General features: G+C 56.3%; 19 protein-coding genes and 1 tRNA gene. 11 read left to right on the top strand and 9 right to left on the bottom strand.

Annotated elements, in window-relative coordinates:
* The first annotated feature begins 277 nt into the window (after positions 1–277).
* The 4 genes from N1689_RS12760 (at position 278) to N1689_RS12745 (ending at position 4,789) form a co-directional block, all read left to right on the top strand.
* Complete coding sequence (locus N1689_RS12760) at positions 278–1,609, top strand: extracellular solute-binding protein (RefSeq protein ID WP_161736368.1); 1,332 nt, start codon at positions 278–280, stop codon at positions 1,607–1,609.
* Between the two features lie 57 nt (positions 1,610–1,666).
* The gene (locus tag N1689_RS12755) at positions 1,667–2,539 is read left to right on the top strand and encodes a carbohydrate ABC transporter permease (RefSeq protein ID WP_161736369.1); all 873 of its coding nucleotides are present in this window, start codon (positions 1,667–1,669) and stop codon (positions 2,537–2,539) included.
* Positions 2,539–3,354 carry a carbohydrate ABC transporter permease gene (locus N1689_RS12750; RefSeq protein ID WP_010252038.1) on the top strand — a complete coding sequence of 272 codons (816 nt, stop codon included), beginning with the start codon at positions 2,539–2,541 and terminating at the stop codon, positions 3,352–3,354. Before N1689_RS12755 ends, N1689_RS12750 begins: the two co-directional genes overlap by 1 nt.
* 103 nt (positions 3,355–3,457) lie before the next feature.
* Positions 3,458–4,789 carry a glycoside hydrolase family 28 protein gene (locus N1689_RS12745; protein ID WP_260059122.1) on the top strand — a complete coding sequence of 444 codons (1,332 nt, stop codon included), beginning with the start codon at positions 3,458–3,460 and terminating at the stop codon, positions 4,787–4,789.
* A 1-nt stretch (position 4,790) separates the two neighbouring features.
* Here the strand turns inward: N1689_RS12745 and N1689_RS12740 are convergent, their stop codons facing one another.
* Positions 4,791–5,861, bottom strand: coding sequence for a tartrate dehydrogenase (locus N1689_RS12740; protein ID WP_260059076.1), 1,071 nt, complete (start codon positions 5,859–5,861; stop codon positions 4,791–4,793).
* 64 nt (positions 5,862–5,925) lie between these two features.
* Between N1689_RS12740 and N1689_RS12735 the strand changes: the two genes are divergently transcribed.
* The 4 genes from N1689_RS12735 to N1689_RS12720 all read left to right on the top strand — a co-directional run bounded on the left by N1689_RS12735 (position 5,926) and on the right by N1689_RS12720 (position 9,271).
* Positions 5,926–6,870, top strand: a complete 945-nt coding sequence (locus N1689_RS12735) for a LysR family transcriptional regulator (protein WP_161736371.1) — start codon at positions 5,926–5,928, stop codon at positions 6,868–6,870.
* Between the two features lie 195 nt (positions 6,871–7,065).
* Positions 7,066–8,157: a YncE family protein gene (locus N1689_RS12730; RefSeq protein WP_260059074.1), complete on the top strand. Its 1,092-nt coding sequence runs from the start codon at positions 7,066–7,068 to the stop codon at positions 8,155–8,157.
* 407 nt (positions 8,158–8,564) lie between these two features.
* Entirely contained in the window at positions 8,565–8,864 is a 300-nt protein-coding gene (locus tag N1689_RS12725; protein WP_161736373.1) for a hypothetical protein, read from the top strand.
* A 92-nt stretch (positions 8,865–8,956) separates the two neighbouring features.
* Entirely contained in the window at positions 8,957–9,271 is a 315-nt protein-coding gene (locus N1689_RS12720; RefSeq protein ID WP_161736374.1) for a hypothetical protein, read from the top strand.
* A 254-nt stretch (positions 9,272–9,525) separates the two neighbouring features.
* On the opposite strand, the gene N1689_RS12715 is transcribed toward N1689_RS12720, so the two are convergent.
* The 4 genes from N1689_RS12715 to N1689_RS12700 form a co-directional block, all read right to left on the bottom strand.
* Positions 9,526–9,822, bottom strand: a complete 297-nt coding sequence (locus tag N1689_RS12715; RefSeq protein ID WP_161736375.1) for a DUF1330 domain-containing protein — start codon at positions 9,820–9,822, stop codon at positions 9,526–9,528.
* 11 nt (positions 9,823–9,833) lie between these two features.
* Positions 9,834–10,700: a glutathione-dependent disulfide-bond oxidoreductase gene (yghU, locus tag N1689_RS12710; protein ID WP_260059071.1), complete on the bottom strand. Its 867-nt coding sequence runs from the start codon at positions 10,698–10,700 to the stop codon at positions 9,834–9,836.
* Between the two features lie 218 nt (positions 10,701–10,918).
* Positions 10,919–11,797, bottom strand: coding sequence for a sugar phosphate isomerase/epimerase family protein (locus N1689_RS12705; protein WP_150011911.1), 879 nt, complete (start codon positions 11,795–11,797; stop codon positions 10,919–10,921).
* 18 nt (positions 11,798–11,815) lie between these two features.
* Positions 11,816–12,859, bottom strand: a complete 1,044-nt coding sequence (locus tag N1689_RS12700; RefSeq protein WP_260059068.1) for a Gfo/Idh/MocA family protein — start codon at positions 12,857–12,859, stop codon at positions 11,816–11,818.
* Between the two features lie 335 nt (positions 12,860–13,194).
* Here N1689_RS12700 and N1689_RS12695 point away from each other — a divergent pair, with 335 nt between their 5' ends.
* The 3 genes from N1689_RS12695 to N1689_RS12685 all read left to right on the top strand — a co-directional run bounded on the left by N1689_RS12695 (position 13,195) and on the right by N1689_RS12685 (position 16,468).
* Entirely contained in the window at positions 13,195–14,220 is a 1,026-nt protein-coding gene (locus N1689_RS12695) for a LacI family DNA-binding transcriptional regulator (RefSeq protein ID WP_260059066.1), read from the top strand.
* Positions 14,221–14,370: 150 nt separating this feature from the next.
* Entirely contained in the window at positions 14,371–15,288 is a 918-nt protein-coding gene (locus N1689_RS12690) for a sugar phosphate isomerase/epimerase (protein ID WP_260059064.1), read from the top strand.
* Positions 15,289–15,298: 10 nt separating this feature from the next.
* Positions 15,299–16,468: a Gfo/Idh/MocA family protein gene (locus N1689_RS12685; protein ID WP_260059062.1), complete on the top strand. Its 1,170-nt coding sequence runs from the start codon at positions 15,299–15,301 to the stop codon at positions 16,466–16,468.
* Between the two features lie 267 nt (positions 16,469–16,735).
* Here N1689_RS12685 and N1689_RS12680 read toward each other — a convergent pair.
* From N1689_RS12680 to cutA, 4 genes are all read right to left on the bottom strand, one after another.
* Positions 16,736–16,811, bottom strand: a tRNA-Phe gene (locus N1689_RS12680).
* Positions 16,812–16,918: 107 nt separating this feature from the next.
* Positions 16,919–17,497, bottom strand: a complete 579-nt coding sequence (locus N1689_RS12675) for a transcriptional regulator (RefSeq protein ID WP_260059060.1) — start codon at positions 17,495–17,497, stop codon at positions 16,919–16,921.
* Positions 17,498–17,560: 63 nt separating this feature from the next.
* The gene (locus tag N1689_RS12670) at positions 17,561–19,261 is read right to left on the bottom strand and encodes a protein-disulfide reductase DsbD (protein WP_260059059.1); all 1,701 of its coding nucleotides are present in this window, start codon (positions 19,259–19,261) and stop codon (positions 17,561–17,563) included.
* Positions 19,237–19,551 (bottom strand): divalent cation tolerance protein CutA, encoded by a 315-nt coding sequence (cutA, locus tag N1689_RS12665; RefSeq protein WP_161731765.1) that lies wholly within the window; start codon positions 19,549–19,551, stop codon positions 19,237–19,239. Before cutA ends, N1689_RS12670 begins: the two co-directional genes overlap by 25 nt.
* Positions 19,552–19,570 lie beyond the last annotated feature (19 nt).

Here is a 19,570-nt window from a genome sequence, read left to right as displayed (position 1 = left end):
CGATTATTGTACTGGTATCTCCTGCTATTGAAAACGTGACTGGCGACGTGCCGCCAGGGTTAATCGTCTGAAAGCCAGCGCGGTGTGCTGAATTTCACGCCATGTCGCTGTTTATTTGCGCGTGCTCACAGCGTTGCAATTCCCACTGCAGGCTGTTTGACTTTATTTTTCTATTAAAGTAAGTATGAGTGGGTGCGTTTGTGTGCGGCTGCAGCCTGCAGGATGTCAGGCGGTGAGATGAAAGGATGCCGATCCTGGTCTGAAGAAGGTGAGCATAATGTCTGTTTCCTCCGTTCGTTCGTTCCGAATTCGCAATGTGGGTCGGCTGCTGGCAGCAGGCCTGCTGGCGGGCAGCGTTTCTCATGCCGCTCACGCCGCTGTTACTCTGAATGAGTGGGATATCTACAACTACCCGGAGCAGACTGCCGCGGTGGATGAAGGGATTAAAGAGTTCTCACAGCAGAATCCCGGCATCGTGATCAACCGCTCAGTTCACTCTTTTGAAGATACCCGCATTCCGCTGAAGCTGGCACTGACTGCCGGTGATGGCCCGCAGATCGCCCAGGTCAATCAGGGCGGCGGTGATATGGGGTCGCTGGTTAAAGATAAGCTGCTGCTGCCGCTCGACGGCTATGCCGCCAGCTACGGCTGGACCACGCGCTTCCCGGACTCGATTCTGAAACGTAATCGCTGGTCAGACAGTGGCGAGTTTGGCAGCGGCAAGCTGTATGGCATCGCCAGCCTGGGCGAAATGGTCGGGCTCTATTACAACAAAGCGCTGCTGGATAAAGCGGGCATTGCGGTACCGAAAACGCTGGCCGAGCTGGAAAGTGCCATGGCGAAGCTGAAACAGCAGGGCACCGCACCGATGATGCTGGGCCTGCTCGATGGCAACATGGGCCAGCAGCTGCTCAGCACCCTGTGGCAGGCGCAGATTGAGAGCCACGACCGCAAGACGCTGGATAATCTGATTTACGATGTGGGCGGTACCTTCAAAGACAGCAAGCTGGTCAATGCCGCCACCATGATGAAGAGCTGGACCGACAAAGGGTACTTCTTCCCTGGCTTCCAGGGCATTGGTCACGACGATGCGGCGACGCTGTTCCAGAACGGCCAGGCCGCGTTCCTCGTCAGTGGCACCTGGTATCTCGGCCAGTTTAAAGACAACAAGGATATTCACTTTGCCGCAATGCCTGCCGGTGAAGGCGTGAAGCAGCCGCTGATGGTGGGCGGGACCGATCTGGCGTTCTCGATTACCAGCACCGCCAAAGGCAAAGATCAGCAGGAGGGCGCGGCGAAGTTCATCAACTATATGGTCTCGGATGCTATGGCGAACCGCTGGCTGAAAGTGGGCTTCCTGCCGGCCAGTACTAACAAGGCGGCCAAAATGCCGGCGGACAATCCGCTGCTGGCGGAGGCGTATCAGGTCTGGCTGACGCTCAACGACTATGACGGTTTAGGCCACTATGTGGACTGGGCCACGCCGACCATGAATGCCGAGCTGAATCAGAACGTCCAGCTGCTGCTGGCGGGTCGTCAGACTGCCGATCAGATGGTGGCCAATTTTGATAATAACTATCAGCGTTACCTGAAAACCCTGAAGCATTAAGCCGGAGGCCCGGCGCACAGCCGGGCCTGAGCATCGTTCTGAACCACGAGTAGGGTTATGTTGAATTTAAGCGGCTGGCGTAATTTTCTCTATGTTCTGCCTGCGGTGCTGGTCTATGCGGTGTTTCTGCTGTTCCCGCTGCTGGCCTCACTGGGTATCAGTTTTACTGAATGGGACGGCACCTCGCTGCCGGTGTTTAGTGGCATCAGTAACTACCTGCGGATGTTCAGCGATCCGGTTTTCTGGATTGCGCTGGGCAACAACGCCATCCTGATGCTGTTCTATACCCTGTTGCCGATTGGCGTCGGCCTGCTGCTTTGCAGCTTTCTCTATGACACGCGCAACAACAACGAACGCAGCGTGCTGCGCATTCTCTTTTTCCTGCCCTACATTATGCCGATGGCGGTATTGGGCGTGGTGTGGCGCTGGCTTTATAATCCGGCCTTCGGGCCGATCGACCAGATATTACGCGCGATTGGGCTGCCACAGCTGGCGCTCTCCTGGCTGGGTGATTTTACCTGGGCGCTGCCCGCCGTGGGGCTGGTCGCCACCTGGTACTTTTTTGGCTTCTGTCTGGTGCTGTTTATGGCGGGCCTGCAGCGTATGGACCCATCACTGCTGGAAGCCGCCGATCTGGATGGCTCGTCACGTCGCCAGAAGTTTATGCGCATCACGCTGCCTGGCCTGCGGCCCGAACTGCGGATTGCCCTGCTGCTGACGGTGATCGCCAGCCTGAAAGCCTTTGACCTGGTCTATGTGATGACCCAGGGCGGGCCGGGCACCTCCACCATGGTGACCAACATCTTTATGTATAAGCAGGGCTTTGACCTGCACTACTTTGGCTACGCCTCGTCGGTCGCGGTGTTCAGCATGATCATTGTTTTAGGGATTAACTATCTGATCCACCTGGCCTTAAAGGAGCGTTACTGATGCGAAGCACGCCGGTGATTTCACGCGCGCTGATCTGGATCGTGGCGCTGATGACGATTCTGCCTTTTCTGATGGCGCTGATGACCTCGTTTAAAACCCAGATGGAGCTGTTTCAGGGTGTTTTCACGCTGCCCGCCTCGCTGAATTTCAAAAACTACCTGACCGCCTGGCAGCAGGGTCACTTTAACGTCTACTTCCTCAACTCAGTACTGGTGGTCATTCCGGTAGTGCTGTTCAGCGTGCTGCTCGGCATTCTGGCCGGGTTCGGTTTCGCCTGGCTGAAAATCCCCGGTAAAAAAGTCATCGGAGCGATGCTGGCGCTGGGGATGGTATTGCCGAGTGAAGCCTTTATCATTCCGCTCTATCACGAGCTGCGCTGGATGGGGCTGACCAACACCTATCTGGCGCTGATCCTGCCGCAAATTGCCCTGTCGCTGCCCTTTACCACGCTGATGATCGCCAGTGCTTTTCAGCAGGTGCCGAAAGAACTGGTGGAAGCGGCGGTGATGGATGGGGCATCGCGGGTCAAAATTCTGTGGGGCATTCTGGTGCCCGCTATCTGGCCGACCCTGTCAACGCTGGGGCTGCTGCTGTTTATCTGGACCTGGAATGAGTTCCTGATCCCGCTGATTCTGGTCAACAAGGATGAGCTGCGCACGCTGCCGATTGGCATGATGTTTTTCCAGAACAAAAACACCATCGACATTCCGGTGCTGATGGCGGGCGCGATGATTGTGATTATGCCGCTGATCGTGGTGTTCCTGATTTTCCAGCGCAAGTTCATCAGCGGCGTCACCGAAGGGGCCGTGAAGTAATTTGTGAAGTTCCGCACGAAACGGCGCACTGGCGGCCAGACAAAGGTTTGCCGCGCCGTATCGTGCTGCAATTCCTCCTCCTCAACCCTGCGGGAGACGCATGATGCACCTTTCCCTTGCTGATTTTCACCCTGTCGCCGATGGCGAAACCCCGGACACGGCCATGTTGCAACGCGCGATGGATCAGATTGCGGCGGCAGGCGGTGGCCGTCTGACGCTGCCAGCCGGACGTTATCGCAGCGGCTGCCTGAACCTGCCCTCTGATTTTGAGCTGCACCTTGAAGCGGGTGCGGTGCTGATCGCCAGTCCGCGGCTGGCTGACTACCAGGCGGTACAGGCGCTGAGCTGCGCGGAAAAGTCCCACAACGTGCTGCTCTATGCGCTGGGCCAGCGCAATATCACCATTAGCGGCACCGGCCGCATCGATGGCGAGGGTGAAGCCTGGTTTGCCGCTGAGCGGGATGAGCAGGGCTATCGTCTGCCGCGTGCCGACCGGCCGCGCATCATTGTGTTTGAAGATTGCGAACAGGTGACGCTGACCGCCTTTACCATAGTGCAGGCACCGATGTGGACAGTGCATCTGGTGAGCTGTCGCCATGTGCATATCGACCACCTCACCATCGACAACGCCATGACGATGCCAAATACCGATGCGCTCGACATCGACAGCTGCGAAGCCGTGTTTGTCAGCAACAGCTACCTCAGCGCCGCTGATGATGCCATCTGCATCAAAACCACCCATAAACCGGCCGCGCTACGGCGTCCGGCGCGACAGATCATGATCACCAACTGTCTGCTGCGCAGCTACAGCTGCGCCTTTAAGATCGGCACCGAAACCTGGGATGACGTCGAAGATGTCACGGTAACCGGCTGCACCATTTTTGATTCCAACCGCGGCATCGGCATCCTGTCGCGTGACGGCGGCGCGATGCGGCGTCTGCTGTTCAGCAATCTGACCTTTGCCTGTCATCACGCGCCGCCCTGTCACTGGGGTAAAGCCGATCCGCTGCATATTTCGGTACGCCGCCGCGATCCTGCCATCATGCCCGGCATCGTGGAGCAGGTGCAGTTCAGTAACGTTACGGGCGTGGCGGAAGGGGCGATTAACCTGCATGCGGCAGAACCGGGCTGGATACGCGATGTGGTCATCAGCCAGCTACAGATGCGGCAGAGCGTGTCGCCGATGACACAGGGACACTACGACGTGCGGCCGCCCTGTAATCCGGACTCGCCGACCGGCATGGGGCTGGATAACGCTTACAGGCTTGACCCGAAAACCGGCGAAGCCTTTGGTGTCGAGCGCTATCCCGGCGGACTGCCGGGCCTGTTCGCGCGTGGGGTGGAGAACCTGCAACTGCACAGCCTGGTGATAACACGGCCGGAGCCGTTACCGTCAGGCTGGCACCCTGAGTGCGTGGTGCAGTTGCCGGATTGATTTACAGCGCGGCGGCGATGGCTGCACCGAGCTGTTCGGTGCTGGCGCTGCCGCCGAGATCGCGCGTCAGATGCTGTCCCGCCGCCAGCGTGCGTTCAATCGCATCTAACACCGCATCACCCGCCGCTTTGTAGCCGAGGTGCTCCAGCATCATCGCCCCGCACCAGATCTGCCCGATAGGATTGGCGACGCCTTTACCGGCGATATCGGGCGCAGAACCGTGAACCGGCTCGAACAGGCTGGGGAACAGCCCTTCCGGGTTGATATTGGCGGAAGGCGCAATGCCGATAGTGCCGGTACAGGCCGGGCCGAGATCGGAGAGGATATCGCCAAACAGGTTACTGGCGACCACCACATCAAACCAGTCCGGGTGCAGCACGAAGTTGGCGGTGAGAATATCAATGTGATACTTATCGACGCGAACCTCGGGGAACTGGCCGGACATCGCTTCGACGCGGCTATCCCAGTAAGGCATGGTGATGGCGATGCCGTTCGATTTGGTGGCAGAGGTCAGGTGTTTCTTCGGCCGGCTCTGCGCCAGCTGATACGCAAACTTCAGGATGCGATCGACGCCAGTGCGCGTCATCACCGTCTCCTGAATCACCACTTCACGGTCAGTGCCGGGAAACAGGGTGCCGCCAACGCTGGAGTATTCACCCTCGGTGTTTTCGCGTACCACATAGAAGTCGATATCGCCGGGCTGACGATTCGCCAGCGGCGCTTTGACGCCAGGCATCAGCCGCACCGGGCGCAGATTGACATACTGATCAAACTCCCGCCGGAACTGCAGCAGCGAGCCCCACAGCGAAACGTGGTCGGGCACGACATCAGGCCATCCGACCGCGCCAAAATAAATCGCATCAAAGGCTTTGAGCTGCAGGAACCAGTCGTCAGGCAGCATTTTGCCATGCTGCTGCCAGTAGTCGGCGCTGGCGTAATTGAACCACTCCCAGCGCAGCGGAATGTTAAATTTCTCTGCGGCCGCATTCATTACGCGGACGCCTTCCGGCATCACTTCTTTGCCGATGCCGTCGCCAGGGATAACGGCAATGCGGTGAATTTTGTCAGTCACAGGGCACCTTTCCGGTTGATGTTCGAATTGTGTACGCAGTATAACTGTCGATTCCGGGGAAATAATGAGCCTCAAAGGCAATCCATTGTTGAATCAAAGTAGAGAATCCCGCACCTCCACCGATGACTTAGCCTTCTTTGTTCGCCTGGCCGCGCTGGACAGTCTGACCGCGGCGGCGCGTGAACTGGGCCTGTCGCTGGCGGCGGTCAGCAAGCGTCTGAGCCAGCTGGAGCAACGGCTTGGCGTGCAGCTACTGCGCCGCACCACGCGACGGCTGGAGTTGACGCCGGAAGGCCGTCGTTATCTGGCAGGTGCGCGCCCGTTGCTGGATCAGCTGGTGGCGCTGGAAGAGGCGGTCAGCGGTGAAACGGCTCAGTTGCGCGGCACACTTAACATCAATGCCTCATTTGGTTTTGGTCGTCGGCACATTGCGCCCTGCGTCTCTGCCTTTGCCGCACTGCATCCGCAGCTCTCGCTATCGCTGTCGCTCAGCAGCCAGCCGCTTAATTTTCTGGATGCGCACATGGACATTGATATCCGCGTCGGTGAACCGCCCGACTCGCGGCTGGTAGCGCGTAAACTGCGCACCAATCCGCGCATCCTCTGCTGCTCACCCGCCTATGCTGCCCGTCACGGCCTGCCCGCTACGGTGCGCGATCTGGCGCAGCACAACTGCATTTTACTGCGTCAGCACGACAGCGATTTTACGTTATGGCGGCTGACCAGCGGCGAACAGAGCATCAGCCAGAAAGTGCGCGGCAGCCTGATTACCAACGATGGTGAAGTGGCGATGCGGCTGGCGATGGATGGGCATGGCATTCTGCTGCGCTCCTGGTGGGACGCGCAGCACAGTCTGGCGACAGGCGAACTGTTGCAGGTGCTACCCGACTGGCAGGCCCCTGATGGCGATATTTTTGCGGTCTGGCAGGCGCAGCGCCAGCTTCCGGCGCGCATCACCGCGTTTGTAGCGTTTCTGCAGAAAAATCTGCAATCTGTTGAAAAACAGTGATTTTATATGGATGGGCGGGCCTGAAAAAGCATCTGCGGACAAGTAGCATACCGCATTAAACTGATTCGGTCGTTTCAGACTGACGCTGCGTTTACAGTCTTTTTTCTGATGCGTATGATTTTCATTCATTTTTCTTCCCTGCCTGTCCTCTGCGTTGCGGCCAGCCGGGAGAGCAGGTCGATAGGGGAGTCAAGCATGAAAGCGTTGTTCAGCCCGCATAAAAAGGCACTCGCACTGGTGATGGTCACCACCTTCAGCCTGGCGGCGTGCCAGACCGCGGTGAAAAAAGTGGATGGTGGCGCCGTAGTGATGCAGCCCTCCAGCCCCGATAACCTGATTGAGCGCGAGCTGGGTGAAGGGTTGTATGAGATGGCGTACCTGCCCGCCAGGAATGCGCTCTATGTTGCCAGTGCGCCGGAAGGCAACGATATCAGTGGCGGCATGATCTACCGTCTTGATGGCACCACGCTGCAGAGCACCGGGACGGGGCATTTCGACCTGAAAAACTTTGGGCTGATTAGCGAGCCGGACGGCAGCGCACTCTACGCCACCAACTCACTGGATGGCGGCATCGCTAAGATCGATCCGAAGAACGGAAAGGTGCTGAAACGCCTGATGTTTGACGATAAAAACGAGAAAGGGTTACCGGTTGGCACGCGTGAAATCTTTCTGCATGACGGGCTGCTCTATGTCGGCGGCACAGGCGATCCGGGTGTAATCTGGGTGGTCGATGCCAAAACGCTGACCCTGAAAACCCGGATTAAAAATGCCGGCAAGTGGGTCACAGGCATTATCTTCTCGCCGGTCAGCGACCGGATTTACGCGGCGAACGGCAGCGGTGAAATCCTGGTAATCAATCCGCGTAATCACAAGATCGAACAGCGTCTGACAGCCGGTGACGGGCAGAATTATCTTTTCCTGAACATGGCCGAAGATCCGGCGACAGGACGCCTGTTTGTCACGGATAATTCCAAGGCGAAAATCACCCTGGTGTTTGATGAGCGCAGCGGCAAGGTGATTAAGCGTCTTGATGTGGGTGATTCGATGGGGATTAAGTTTAACGGCAAGCGCAATGAGATTTATATCAGCCAGCGCGAGTCGAAGAAGGTGCTGCAACTGGATGGCACGACCTATGAAGTGAAAAACAGCTGGTCATTTGATCGTCACCCTGACAGCCTGCTGGTCTCACCCGACGGGCAGACGCTCTATGTCACCACCAGGCCTGACTTTAATCAGCATTACAGCAGCAAAGAGCGGGACGGCGTAGCACGTATTCAGCTGAATTAAGTTAATAAATGGCGGCCGCAGGCCGTCTTAATGATTTTATCTGATTTTCAATTTCAATTTTTGCTTTTAATTATTAGTAAAAATGTTTCTTGTCTTTTTGCATAAACCTATTTCACGGGTTGGGGAACGGTTTTTGATATTCATTCTGGGGTTAATGTTGTCAAAAGATTAACTATATAACCAGGTGGCTGGATTTTTTATTATTATCATTCCAATGTTATTCCGGTTTTTTTGATTATTCCATAATATCTGGAAAGTGATTTTGTTATATTTATATTTTTCCAGAAAATGGATTTTTTTACTATTTTTTTTAGCCTTCTGCTGCTGTATTGTTCCAGTAAATGAATTTTACATTTACTGAAATAAAAGGGCTTATAAATTAACATTAAATAGCCGGAGTGAAAATAATGAGAAAGCTAAAGGAATACGAGATTAGTGTCGTAAGCGGTGGCGCTCCAGCGACGGCCGATGAGGTTAACGCTTTTTTTGAAGGTATTGTCTGGGGTGCACTGGATGGATTAGCAACCGGTGTTACTGTCGGTGGAAGCGCAAGCCGTGATGCAGTATTCGGCATTATTGCACAGGGAGTCGGAGCGATATTAGGTGGCATTATTGGCCCAATAGCGGGCGCGATTATGGGCGCAATGGTTGGCAGAGACGCAGTCGCAGCGTATGCGGCTGACTTCAGAAAGCAATACGCCAGCTAACTGCAAGCGTTGCGTCATACCCTCTTTATTAAAAATATTTTTTTTAATGAAGTTTATTAACAGTGTTATTTTTAAATAAAAGGAACTTTATCATGCGTGAATTATCTTTGATCGAAATGGAAACCGTAAGCGGCGGTGCATTAGTGACTACTCTGGCTGACGCTGCGGAAGGTGCGGTCTGGGGTATCATTGAAGGTCTGGCTACAGGCGTAACAGTCGGCGGCAGTGCCAGCCGTAGCGCCGTGTTCGGTCCTATCGCTCAGGGCGTTGGTGCTATTCTGGGCGGCATTATCGGTCCGGTTGTAGGTGCCGTGATGGGTGCGCTGTGGGGTAAGGACACTGTGGCCGCCTACGCAGCTGACTTCCGTCAGAATTACGGCACCAACGGCAGCACAGCTATCGTTTAATATTTTCTGAACAAAACATGATCTGAGTTGTACGATAGCGCTATTATTTATCCATAATGTTAGCGATGGATTTTTACTAACGTTTTTGAAAAAAAAATCAGGGACGATATTCGAATACTCAGAGAGTTTAATCAAATCCGTAACGTTCCGACGTTGCGGATTTTTTGTGCAGTTATCTCAGTAACCTGTTGGCGAATGAGAATTTAAGCCGCACCTTAATGGCTACGGCTTACTGTTCTCACAGTCATGACATGCTATGACTGTTCTACACCCTGGACCAGCACCACACGGTATTCTGCACCTTTCAGGCGATGCTGTTTCGCTTCCTGATATTCCGGGCTGTCATACCAGCCGTGCGCTGCTTCAGCCGTCGGAAACTCCAGCACGACTACGCCGTCCGCTTCCGGTCCTTCCAGCGTCTCAAGCTGTCCATAAAACGCCAGCGGCGTAATGGGATGGTCGCCGCGCGCTTTGCCCGCTTTCTCGCCGTAAATAGCGAATTCCTCAGGGTTAGTAATTTTGTCGCGAATAAAGATGACATATGCGCTCATTGTGGGCTCCTTTACGCCTGGCGTTTATCTTCAGTGTTAATGTCAAAATCGGCTGCATCATGACGCTCATGCAGTTGATCGGCCGGGTCACCCATAACGCGGTTAACCTTGCGGCCACGGATGACGGCAGGACGCTGTGCGATCTCTTTCGCCCAGCGCACCACGTTTTTATAGGACTGCACATCCAGGAATTCGGCAGCGCCATACTGATCGTTGAGCACCATGTTGCCGTACCATGGCCAGGTGGCGATGTCGGCAATAGTGTAGTCATCACCGGCCAGATAGCGGTTATCGGCCAGTCGACGATCCAGCACGTCAAACTGGCGCTTCGCTTCCAGGGTGAAGCGGTTGATGGCGTACTCAATTTTTTCTGGCGCGTAGTGATAGAAATGGCCGAAACCACCCCCAAGGTAAGGCGCTGAGCCCTGCAGCCAGAACAGCCAGTTCAGCGTTTCAGTGCGGCCAGCGATATCTTTCGGCAGGAAGTAACCATATTTCTCTGCCAGATAGAGCAGGATATTACCTGATTCAAATACCCGAATCGGCGGTGTTGCTGAGTGGTCGCTCAGCGCCGGGATTTTTGAGTTCGGGTTCACGTCGACAAAACCACTTGAGAACTGGTCGCCGTCGCCGATACGGATCAGCCAGGCATCATACTCGGCATCGTTGACGTTAAGCGCCAGCAGCTCTTCCAGCAAAATGGTGACTTTCTGGCCGTTAGGCGTGCCGAGCGAATAGAGCTGCAGAGGGTGTTTGCCGACCGGCAACGCTTTTTCATGGGTGGGACCAGCGAACGGACGATTAGTTTTAGCGCCGTTACCTTTGGCTTCAGGGTCCCAGGTCCAGACTTTTGCGGGCTGATATGCATTTTCCGACATAATGAAAGTTCGCCTTGTGATGTGATATTGGTCTGGAGTGTAGCAGGTGCTGCGAAGGCGGTTTAACTCTGCTGGCTGCGCGAGGGCGTGTTGTGACGGGCCGATGTCAGGCGGGGAGCGGCCCAGGGGAAAAGTGATCAAAAGTGTGTCAGACGGGGCGATGTTTGTCCTGCGCGGACATCACCGTGCAGCCAGCAACGACTGCACGGCAGGCAGGTTTACAGCAGTTCGCGCTCAATCAGTTCGCGGGTTTCAATCGCCTGCACCTTCATCTTTTCCGGGTAACCAAACAGTGACGCCGCGATAATCGGTTCACCACCGACTTTATGGCTGCGGGTAGCAAAACCGGTGTCGCGCAGGGTTTTAAACAGGGTATCGAAGTCGACTTCACCTTCGCCAACGCCAACGTGCTGGTGAATAGTGGCATCCACGCCTGGCGGGTTAACGATATAGCGACAGTGTTTCGTATGGTTCATGGTGTCGGCGATCAGCATGTGGGACAGATCGTCACCTGCATACTCCAGCATCGGTTTCACATCGCCTTTGCCTTTGTCATAGAAGAAGGTGTGCGGCGCGCTGTAGATATACTTCACGTTATCGCTGCGGAACGACTTCACGATATCCACGGTTTCATTGTTCTCTTCACAGAAATCCCACGGGTGGGCCTGAATTTCGACGCGGATACCTTCACGTTCGATAATCGGCAGCAACTCTTCCATTGAGCGATAGAACATCTCTTCACAGATTTCCGGCTCGTTAGGCGTGCCGGAGAGTTCGGTGTTAATGACCTGCACACCCATCTCAACCGCAATCTCAATCATCCGCTTCCAGTTCTTCACCGCCGCCTGACGGCGCAGCTCATCCGGGCCGGACCAACGATAGACCACGATAAAAGAAGAGATTTCCAGCCCGGTGGCGCTCAATGCATTCTTATACTCGGTGATAATTTCACGGCTGGCTTTGGGATGTTTATAAAACGGGTTGATCTGCGGATGCGGCGACTGTTCGATATATTTGTAGCCCCAGTCGGCCACCTGATGAACCATACGGGTGATACCTAAATCTTTAATCACATCCACATCAAAAGCGATTTTCATCTTTCTGCTCCAGGCACGTTAAGGTTGCTGTTCTTCATTGAAGGTCACGCCAATCTGCTGCCTGACGTTATCCATCGTGGCCAGGGTGATGATCGCCTGGTCAAGCGAATGGACAGGCGAATCGATCAGGCTCTGGCCGATACACCAGGCGAAGTGGTTAATCTCATGACAGAGTTGTTCATAGCGGTTAGTGGGTTCCTGCCATTGCAGGCGGTGACGCCGGTCGCTGGAGGTCAGGGTAAAGTCACCGGGCGCATAGAACTGGCCTGCCAGCTCCAGGGTGGCGTCACGACCGGCGATCACGGCGCCGCCCGGCGTATTGCTGAACAGGGTAGTATTCAGCACCGACTGCATGCCGTGCTGATGGGTAAACAGCATCGACGTCTGACCGTTGACGCGGCCATCCGGGACGGGCTGACCACGGGCGACGATCGTGTCAGGTGCACTGCCGCCAACAAATACGCTAAGCGCCACCAGATAACTGCCGAGATCGAGCATCGGACCGCCCGCCAGATCGGCATTGAAGATGCGGTGATCCGGGGTGAAAAACTCACCGTGATCGGCAATCAGGGTGTGGACGTCACCGAGTACGCCATCCGCCAGCAGCTGACGAATGACGTCATACTTCGGTGCAAAGTTGCACCACATCGCCTCCATACAGAGCCGGTTCGCGGCCGCAGCGGCCTGTTTAAGCTGAATCGCCTGCTGCGCATTCAGCGCCAGCGGTTTTTCGATCAGCAGATGCTTTCCGGCGGCAATCGCGCGCAGGCCATCGGGAAAATGGTGGTTGTGGGGTGTCGAGATATAGACCGCATCCACATCATCCCGTGCCAGCATCGCATTGAGGTCGCCTGTGGCATGGCCGATTGACCATTTGTCAGCAAAGGCCTGTGCTTTTGCCGGGTCGCGCGCAGCCACCGCCGTGATCTGCTGGTGGGTATGCTGGTGCAGCGCATGGGCAAAATGGTCGGCGATCCAACCTGGCCCGATAATGCCCCAGCGCAGTTGCGGAACCTGGCGGGCATCGGTTGTGCGTGGAGCCGGAAGCGTTGATGGGAACATTACTTTTCCTTTTTTACGTGCAGGCTGGGGGGGCTCAGGTCTCCACTATAAAAAGCTCACCGTCACCGCTCTAACCTTTTAATGATGTGATCCCATCAACCGGATCGGTCGGATCGGTTCGGGATTTTTACCCTTTTTAGCAAATGAACGTTTTAAAGAGAATGCGAAAAGAAATGAATGTTTCATTTTGAGAGAAAGATCAAAGTTAGCTCTGATTTTCTATCAAATAAATGAGAGGAAATGGCCCTGTCGCGATAAGGTAGTGCTGTTTTAAACAACAGAACATAAAGACGTAGCCGTTAGTTAATGGGAACAGGAAAAGCAGGAGAAGGGTGATGTCAAAAGTGACGATGACGGCCATTGCGCAGGCGGCGGGCGTGGGTGTGGCGACGGTAGACAGGGTGCTGAACCGCCGAGCGCCGGTACGCAGTGTGACCGAGCAGAAGGTGCTGGCTGCGGCCCGTGAACTGGGCTATCGCCTGACCCAGGCGCACAGCCAGACCACCGCGCCACTGGCTGCAGCCGCACTCCGCGTGAGCTTTATCCTGCTGCCTGCCCGCTATTCGTTTTATCAGCAGCTGGGCGAGGCGCTGAAGCAGCAGCTCAGGGCGCAGCAGCCACAGGGTAGCGAACCTGAATTCTGCTGGCATGATATTCACGAGGTTGAAGCCGTCGCGCATTCCTTGCGTCAGCTGGCACAGCGCAGTGATGTGATTGCGCTGGTGGCGCTGGATCACCCGCTGATCCGTCACGCAATCCAGGATGTTTCACGGCTGGGCGTGCGGGTTTACGCGCTGTTCTCCGATTTCTCGCCCTGTGACCATGCCGGATTTATTGGCATCGATAATCAGAAAGCAGGACGCACTGCGGCCTGGATGGCACATCATCTGCTGCGTGAGCCGGGATGTGTCGGTGTGCTGCTGGGCGACCACCGTTTCACCTGCCAGGAGAGCAGCGAAATCAGTTTCCGCTCCTACCTGCGCGAGTCGGGCATCAGTCAGCGGGTACTGGAACCGTTAAAAACGCATGAGTCGGGTGAAGGAGGCTATCAGGCGACCCGGCAAATGCTGGAAGCCCACGACGATCTGGTCATGATTTATGCGCCCTGCGGCGGCATAGAGGGCGTGATACAGGCGCTGCGTGAGAGCGGTCGCACGCAGATTGATTTGCTGTGCCACGGCCCGCTGCCTGGCGATGAACTGGCGCTGATTGACGGCACCATCACGCTGATGGTGCGGCACCGTATTGATGCGATGGCGGAGGCGGTGATCGCTACCTGTCTCAGCAGCCGGAGGGATCAGCCTGACCATTTTGCACAGGTGACCGTACCATTTGAGATCGTAACGCTTGAAAACCTGTAGAAATAACAGGTTAGCTATTATTTGATAGTAATCTATCATTTAACGGGATTTTTAAACGCGATCTCTATCAAAAAATGAAACTTTCATTGTTGTCTGAGATGAAATTTTTATTTGATACTGCCAGCAGTTTTCACTGCACAGGCAGATATCATGACCTTTCATATTGCGAATGCCCCCTGTAGCTGGGGCGTGGATGATCCCGCTAATCCCTTTCTGCCGCCGTGGCAGAAAGTCCTGACCGAAGCCGCGCAGGCCGGCTATCCCAGTATTGAACTCGGTCCCTGGGGCTATCTGCCAACCGATGCCGCCGAATTGACCCGGCAGCTTAATGCACATCAGCTTTCTCTGGTGGCAGGCACGATTTTCGATGATTTAGTCAGTGAGGCACATTTTCCTGCGCTGGTAACGCTGACCCACGATCTGTGCCGCACGCTGTCCAGCGTACCAGTCGCGACTAAAACGCCCGGTGCCTGCGCGCCTTATCTGGTGATCATTGATTTCGGCAATCCGGAGCGGGCGAAATATGCCGGTCAGTCTGAAAAAGCACCACGGCTTTCCGCTGACGACTGGCAGCGCATGATGCAGCACATCACCATTCTTAGTGAGATCGCCTGGCAGGAGTATGGCGTGCGGCCAGTGATCCATCCGCATGCGGGTGGCTGCATTGAGTTTGCCGATGAGCTGGCACAGCTGGTCTCTGACATTCCGCATGAGGTTGCAGGTTTGTGCCTGGATACCGGCCATCTCTATTACGCCGGGATGGATCCGGTCGCGTCGCTGGAGCAGTACTGGTCGCGCATTGATTACCTCCACTTTAAAGACGTTAACCCACGGGTCTGGCGTGATGCCCTCTCGCAGGGACTCGACTTTTTCACTGCTTGCGCACAGGGGGTGATGTGTCCGCTGGGGCAGGGCGCAATCGACTATCCGGCAGTGCGCAGCTTGCTGAATGAACGTCATTATCAGGGCTGGATCACCATCGAGCAGGAGCGCGATCCGCGTCATGCCGACACCAGCCTGCAGGATGTGAAAGCCAGCCTGGACTATCTCCGATCAACAGGATTCTGAGGACAACAGCATGATTAACGGTAAAAAAGCAGTTAACCGCTCGCTGCGCTGGGGCATGATCGGCGGCGGCGGCACCAGTCAGATTGGCTATATTCATCGTTCGGCGGCGCAGCGTGACGGCAATTTTGCATTGCTGGCGGGGGCATTTGATATCGACGCGGCGCGCGGCCGCGAGTTTGGTCAGGCACTGGGTGTGGCACCTGAACGCTGCTATTCCGACTACGCCAGCCTGTTCGCCGAAGAAGCTGGGCGTGAAGATGGCATTGAGGCGGTGTCGATCGCCACGCCTAACAATACCCATTTCGCCATCTGCCGTGCGGCGCTGAATGCCGGGCTGCATGTGGTGTGCGAGAAGCCGCTCTGTTTTACGGTCGAAGAGGCCGATGAGCTGGAGCAGCTTAGCCGGGAGAAGCAGAAGATTGTCGGCGTCACTTACGGCTATGCCGGGCATCAGCTGATTCATCAGGCCAGAGAGATGATCGCTGAAGGCATACTGGGTGAGATCCGCATTGTAAATATGCAGTTTGCTCACGGCTTCCATAATGAGGCGGTGGAGTTGCAGAGTGAAAGCACCCGCTGGCGGGTCGATCCGCGCTTTGTCGGCCCGAGCTACGTGTTAGGCGATCTGGCAACACATCCGCTGTTTATCGCCGAAACGATGTTGCCGAAGCTGAAGGTGACGCGTCTGCTCTGTTCGCGCCAGAGTTTTGTCGCCTCGCGTGCGCCGCTGGAGGATAACGCCTTTGTGATGATGGAGTATGATAACGGCGCGGTGGGTACGCTCTGGGCCTCGGCGGTGAATGCGGGTTCCATGCACGGACAGAAGATTCGCGTGGTCGGATCGAAAGCCAGTCTGGAGTGGTGGGATGAGCAGCCAAACCAGCTGCGTTACGAAGTGCAGGGCGAGCCGGTTCGCATTCTGGAGCGCGGCATGGGTTATCTCAGCCCGCGCGCGCTGGAAGAGGATCGCATTGGCGGAGGCCATACCGAAGGGTTATTTGAAGCCTGGTCGAATCTCTATCGCCGCTTCGCGCTGGCGATGGATGCCACCGATCGCCGTGACACCGCCTTCCTGGAGGATTTCTGGTATCCCGATGTGCATGCCGGATTAGCGGGCGTGCGCTGGGTGGCGCAGTGCGTGAAATCAGCGGATGCCGGGGCGGTGTGGGTGGCGTGCTAAAGCACAGGGCGAGCCACAGGAGGTGGCGCATGTATCAAACCTTCGATAACAACGGGTTCGCACCACAAAAGCAAAAAACCCGCCAGAGGCGGGTTCTTTAAATTTTGGTGCCCGAACCCGGACAAAAATGCCGGGAGCATTTTTGCATCGCGCGGCTTCGCGCGACCCGGAGGGTGAGCCACAGGATGTGGCGAGTGCATCGAACCTTCGATAACGGGTTCGCACCACAAAAGCAAAAAACCCGCCAGAGGCGGGTTCTTTAAATTTTGGTGCCCGAACCCGGAATCGAACCAGGGACACGGGGATTTTCAATCCCCTGCTCTACCGACTGAGCTATTCGGGCAACGGGGCGCATTAAACCGTAAAGGCCGCGGGTCGTCAACGGCTTTCACTAAAAAACCCCTGGAAACGTGACTGATTGCCTGATTTTCAGTCAAAACGGGCAAAACATCAGGCCAGCGCGCCATTTTTGCGGCACAGCGCGATGCTGTAGACATCCTCGGCCAGACGCTGGGCTGTGGCGACATCCTGCACATTGCGTTTCACCAGCAGCCTGCTCAGGCAGCCTTCAAGAATCAGCTCCATCTGATCGGCCACCATGCTGGGGTTGTCCAGCGCCTGCTCAACCAGAATGTCGTGGGTGAACTGCCATGAGCCGCGTTTCTGCTGTTCGGCCAGTCGATGGATGGGCTGATCGGGCTGCGGGTAGAAGCTGCAGGCGGCGATAAACAGGCAGCCCGGAAAGCGTCCTTTACTGACCTGCTCACTCAGGACTTCGTAGCGTGCCATCAGTTTCTGATCCGGTGACAGCGACGCATCCAGCAGGATCTGGCGTCGCCAGGTTTCGATCTGCTGGCCATGATAGCGCAGCGCATCATAGAGCAGAGCGTCACGATCGGGCCAGAACAGCTGAAGCTGCTCAAGGGTTAATTCAGTCTGTCCCGCCAGGGTTTCCAATGAGAGGGTGGCGGCGAGGCCGTTCTGTTCAAGCACATTCAATGCATGCTCGAGTATCTGTTCACGCTGCAAGTGACTCTCCTCTGGTATGCAGGCCCGGTCATTCACCGGGCAATGACCTGACTCCAGTGTTGTTTACGGGGTAAGTTTCTGCAAATGCGCTCTGAAGTCGGCGGCATTGAGAAATCCGGTGAGGCGCGAGCCGGGGATTTCACGGCCCTGCGCATCGAAGAACAAAATCGTCGGTAAACCCAGCACCTGAAGATGCTGCAACAGCGCGTTGTCGCTGGCGTTGTTGGCGGTGACGTTGGCCTGGAGCAACTGTACCTGACTCAGGCTATCGCGCACGGCGCTGTCACTAAAGGTATATTTTTCAAACTCTTTGCAGGCGACGCACCAGTCAGCGTAGAGATCGACCATGGTGATGCGGCCGCGGGCCTGCTGCAGCGCGCTATCGAGCTGCTGCGGTGTCTGGATGGTATGAAACGGCAGCGGTGCCACAGCCTGCTGCGCCGCCGGGCCACCAAAGGCCCAGTCCTGCAACGGGCGTGCACTGATCAGCGCAGCGGCCAGCATGATAATCTGCACGACGCGCCACTTACCGCTGCTGGCGCGCAGGCTGACGCTGAACGCCCAGCCGAAGAACGCCACGCCGAGCAGGCTCCAGAGCCGCACTCCCCACGCGTCGCCCAGCACCCGTTCCAGCAGGAACACCGGCAGCGCCAGGATGACAAAACCAAAGCCCTCTTTAACAGTTTGCATCCACGGGCCGCTTTTCGGCAGCAACCGGTTACCAAACAGGGTCACGGCGATCAGCGGTAATCCCATTCCCACCGCATAGAGCCACAGCGTTCCGGCACCGGCCCACGGATTTCCGCTCTGCGCGATGTAAAGCAGAATGGCGCTGAGCGGGGCCGTGGTGCAGGGCGAGCAGATCAAACCCGCCAGTGCCCCCATCAGGAAGACGCCGGGCAGCGAGCCACCCTGCTGACGATTGCTCCACAGGGTCAGACGGGTTTGCAGGCTGGCGGGCAGTTGCAGCGTAAACAGGCCGAACATCGACAGCGCCAGCACGATAAACAGCAGTGAGAGCGAGAAAAGAACGTAAGGATGCTGTAATGCGGCCTGAAAACGCAGACCCGCTGCCGCAACCACCAGTCCCAATAGCGTATAAGTCAGCGCCATCCCCTGCACATAGACCATCGCCAGCGCGAACAGCCGGCCCAGCGAATAGTGGCGCTGTCCGCCAAGGATGATGCCGGAGATCAGTGGATACATCGGCAGTACGCAGGGGGTAAACGCCACGCCGATGCCGATTAATAACGCCCAGAGCGGAGAAAAGGGTAGCGGACTGGCGGGCGCGGGCTGAGCACTGACCGGTGCTGGCGCGCTGCTGGCTGCAATCTCACTTACCGGCACGCTGCGCGTCTCCGGCGGATAACAGAATCCAGCGGCGGCACAGCCCTGATAAGTGACGCTGAGCGTGGCATCAGGGCCTGCCTGTTGCAGCGTCACCGGCAGCGTCAGGTCCTGCGGATAGATCTCACTTTTGCCAAAGAACTCATCCTCATGCGGCTGACCGGCGGGCAGCGTCAGCGGCGTCATCGTCGCGTTCTGCGGCGTGATGTGGATCTGCTGGCGATAGAGGTAGTAACCCGATTTCACTTTCCAGTGCAGGTTGAGCTGCGCGCCCTGCTGATCGAAGTCAAACGTAAACGCCTGATCGACCGGCACAAAACGGCTGGTCGCCGGGTTTGAAAAAAGCGATGCGTGCGTCTGCAGGCAGATAAACAGCGTCAGCAGAAGCGTAATTAAGCGAGAGATGCGTGCAGCCATGACAAGTATTCACTGTCTCCATGTTGAACCGGCAGCGCCAGCAATTCGGGTACGTCGTAAGGGTGGGCCTCTTTAAGCAGATCACACAGTGCCTGCTGATGATCGCTGTCGCACTTCAGCAGCATCTGAATTTCGCTGCTCTGCGCCATTTTGCCCTGCCAGAGATACCATGAGGTGGCGCCCGCCAGCATGGTGACGCAGGCCGCCAGTCGGGCTTCCAGCGCTAAGCCAGCAAGGTGCTCTGCCGTGGCCTGATCGGGCGCAGTGCAGAGGATCACGACAGCGTTCATCCTGTGACTCCTGTTGAAA

This window comes from Pantoea sp. XY16, from assembly GCF_025153065.1.
Lineage (GTDB): Bacteria > Pseudomonadota > Gammaproteobacteria > Enterobacterales > Enterobacteriaceae > Pantoea > Pantoea alfalfae.
The sequence above is the reverse complement of the archived record's forward strand: the minus strand, read 5'-3'. Positions and strand labels throughout refer to the sequence as shown.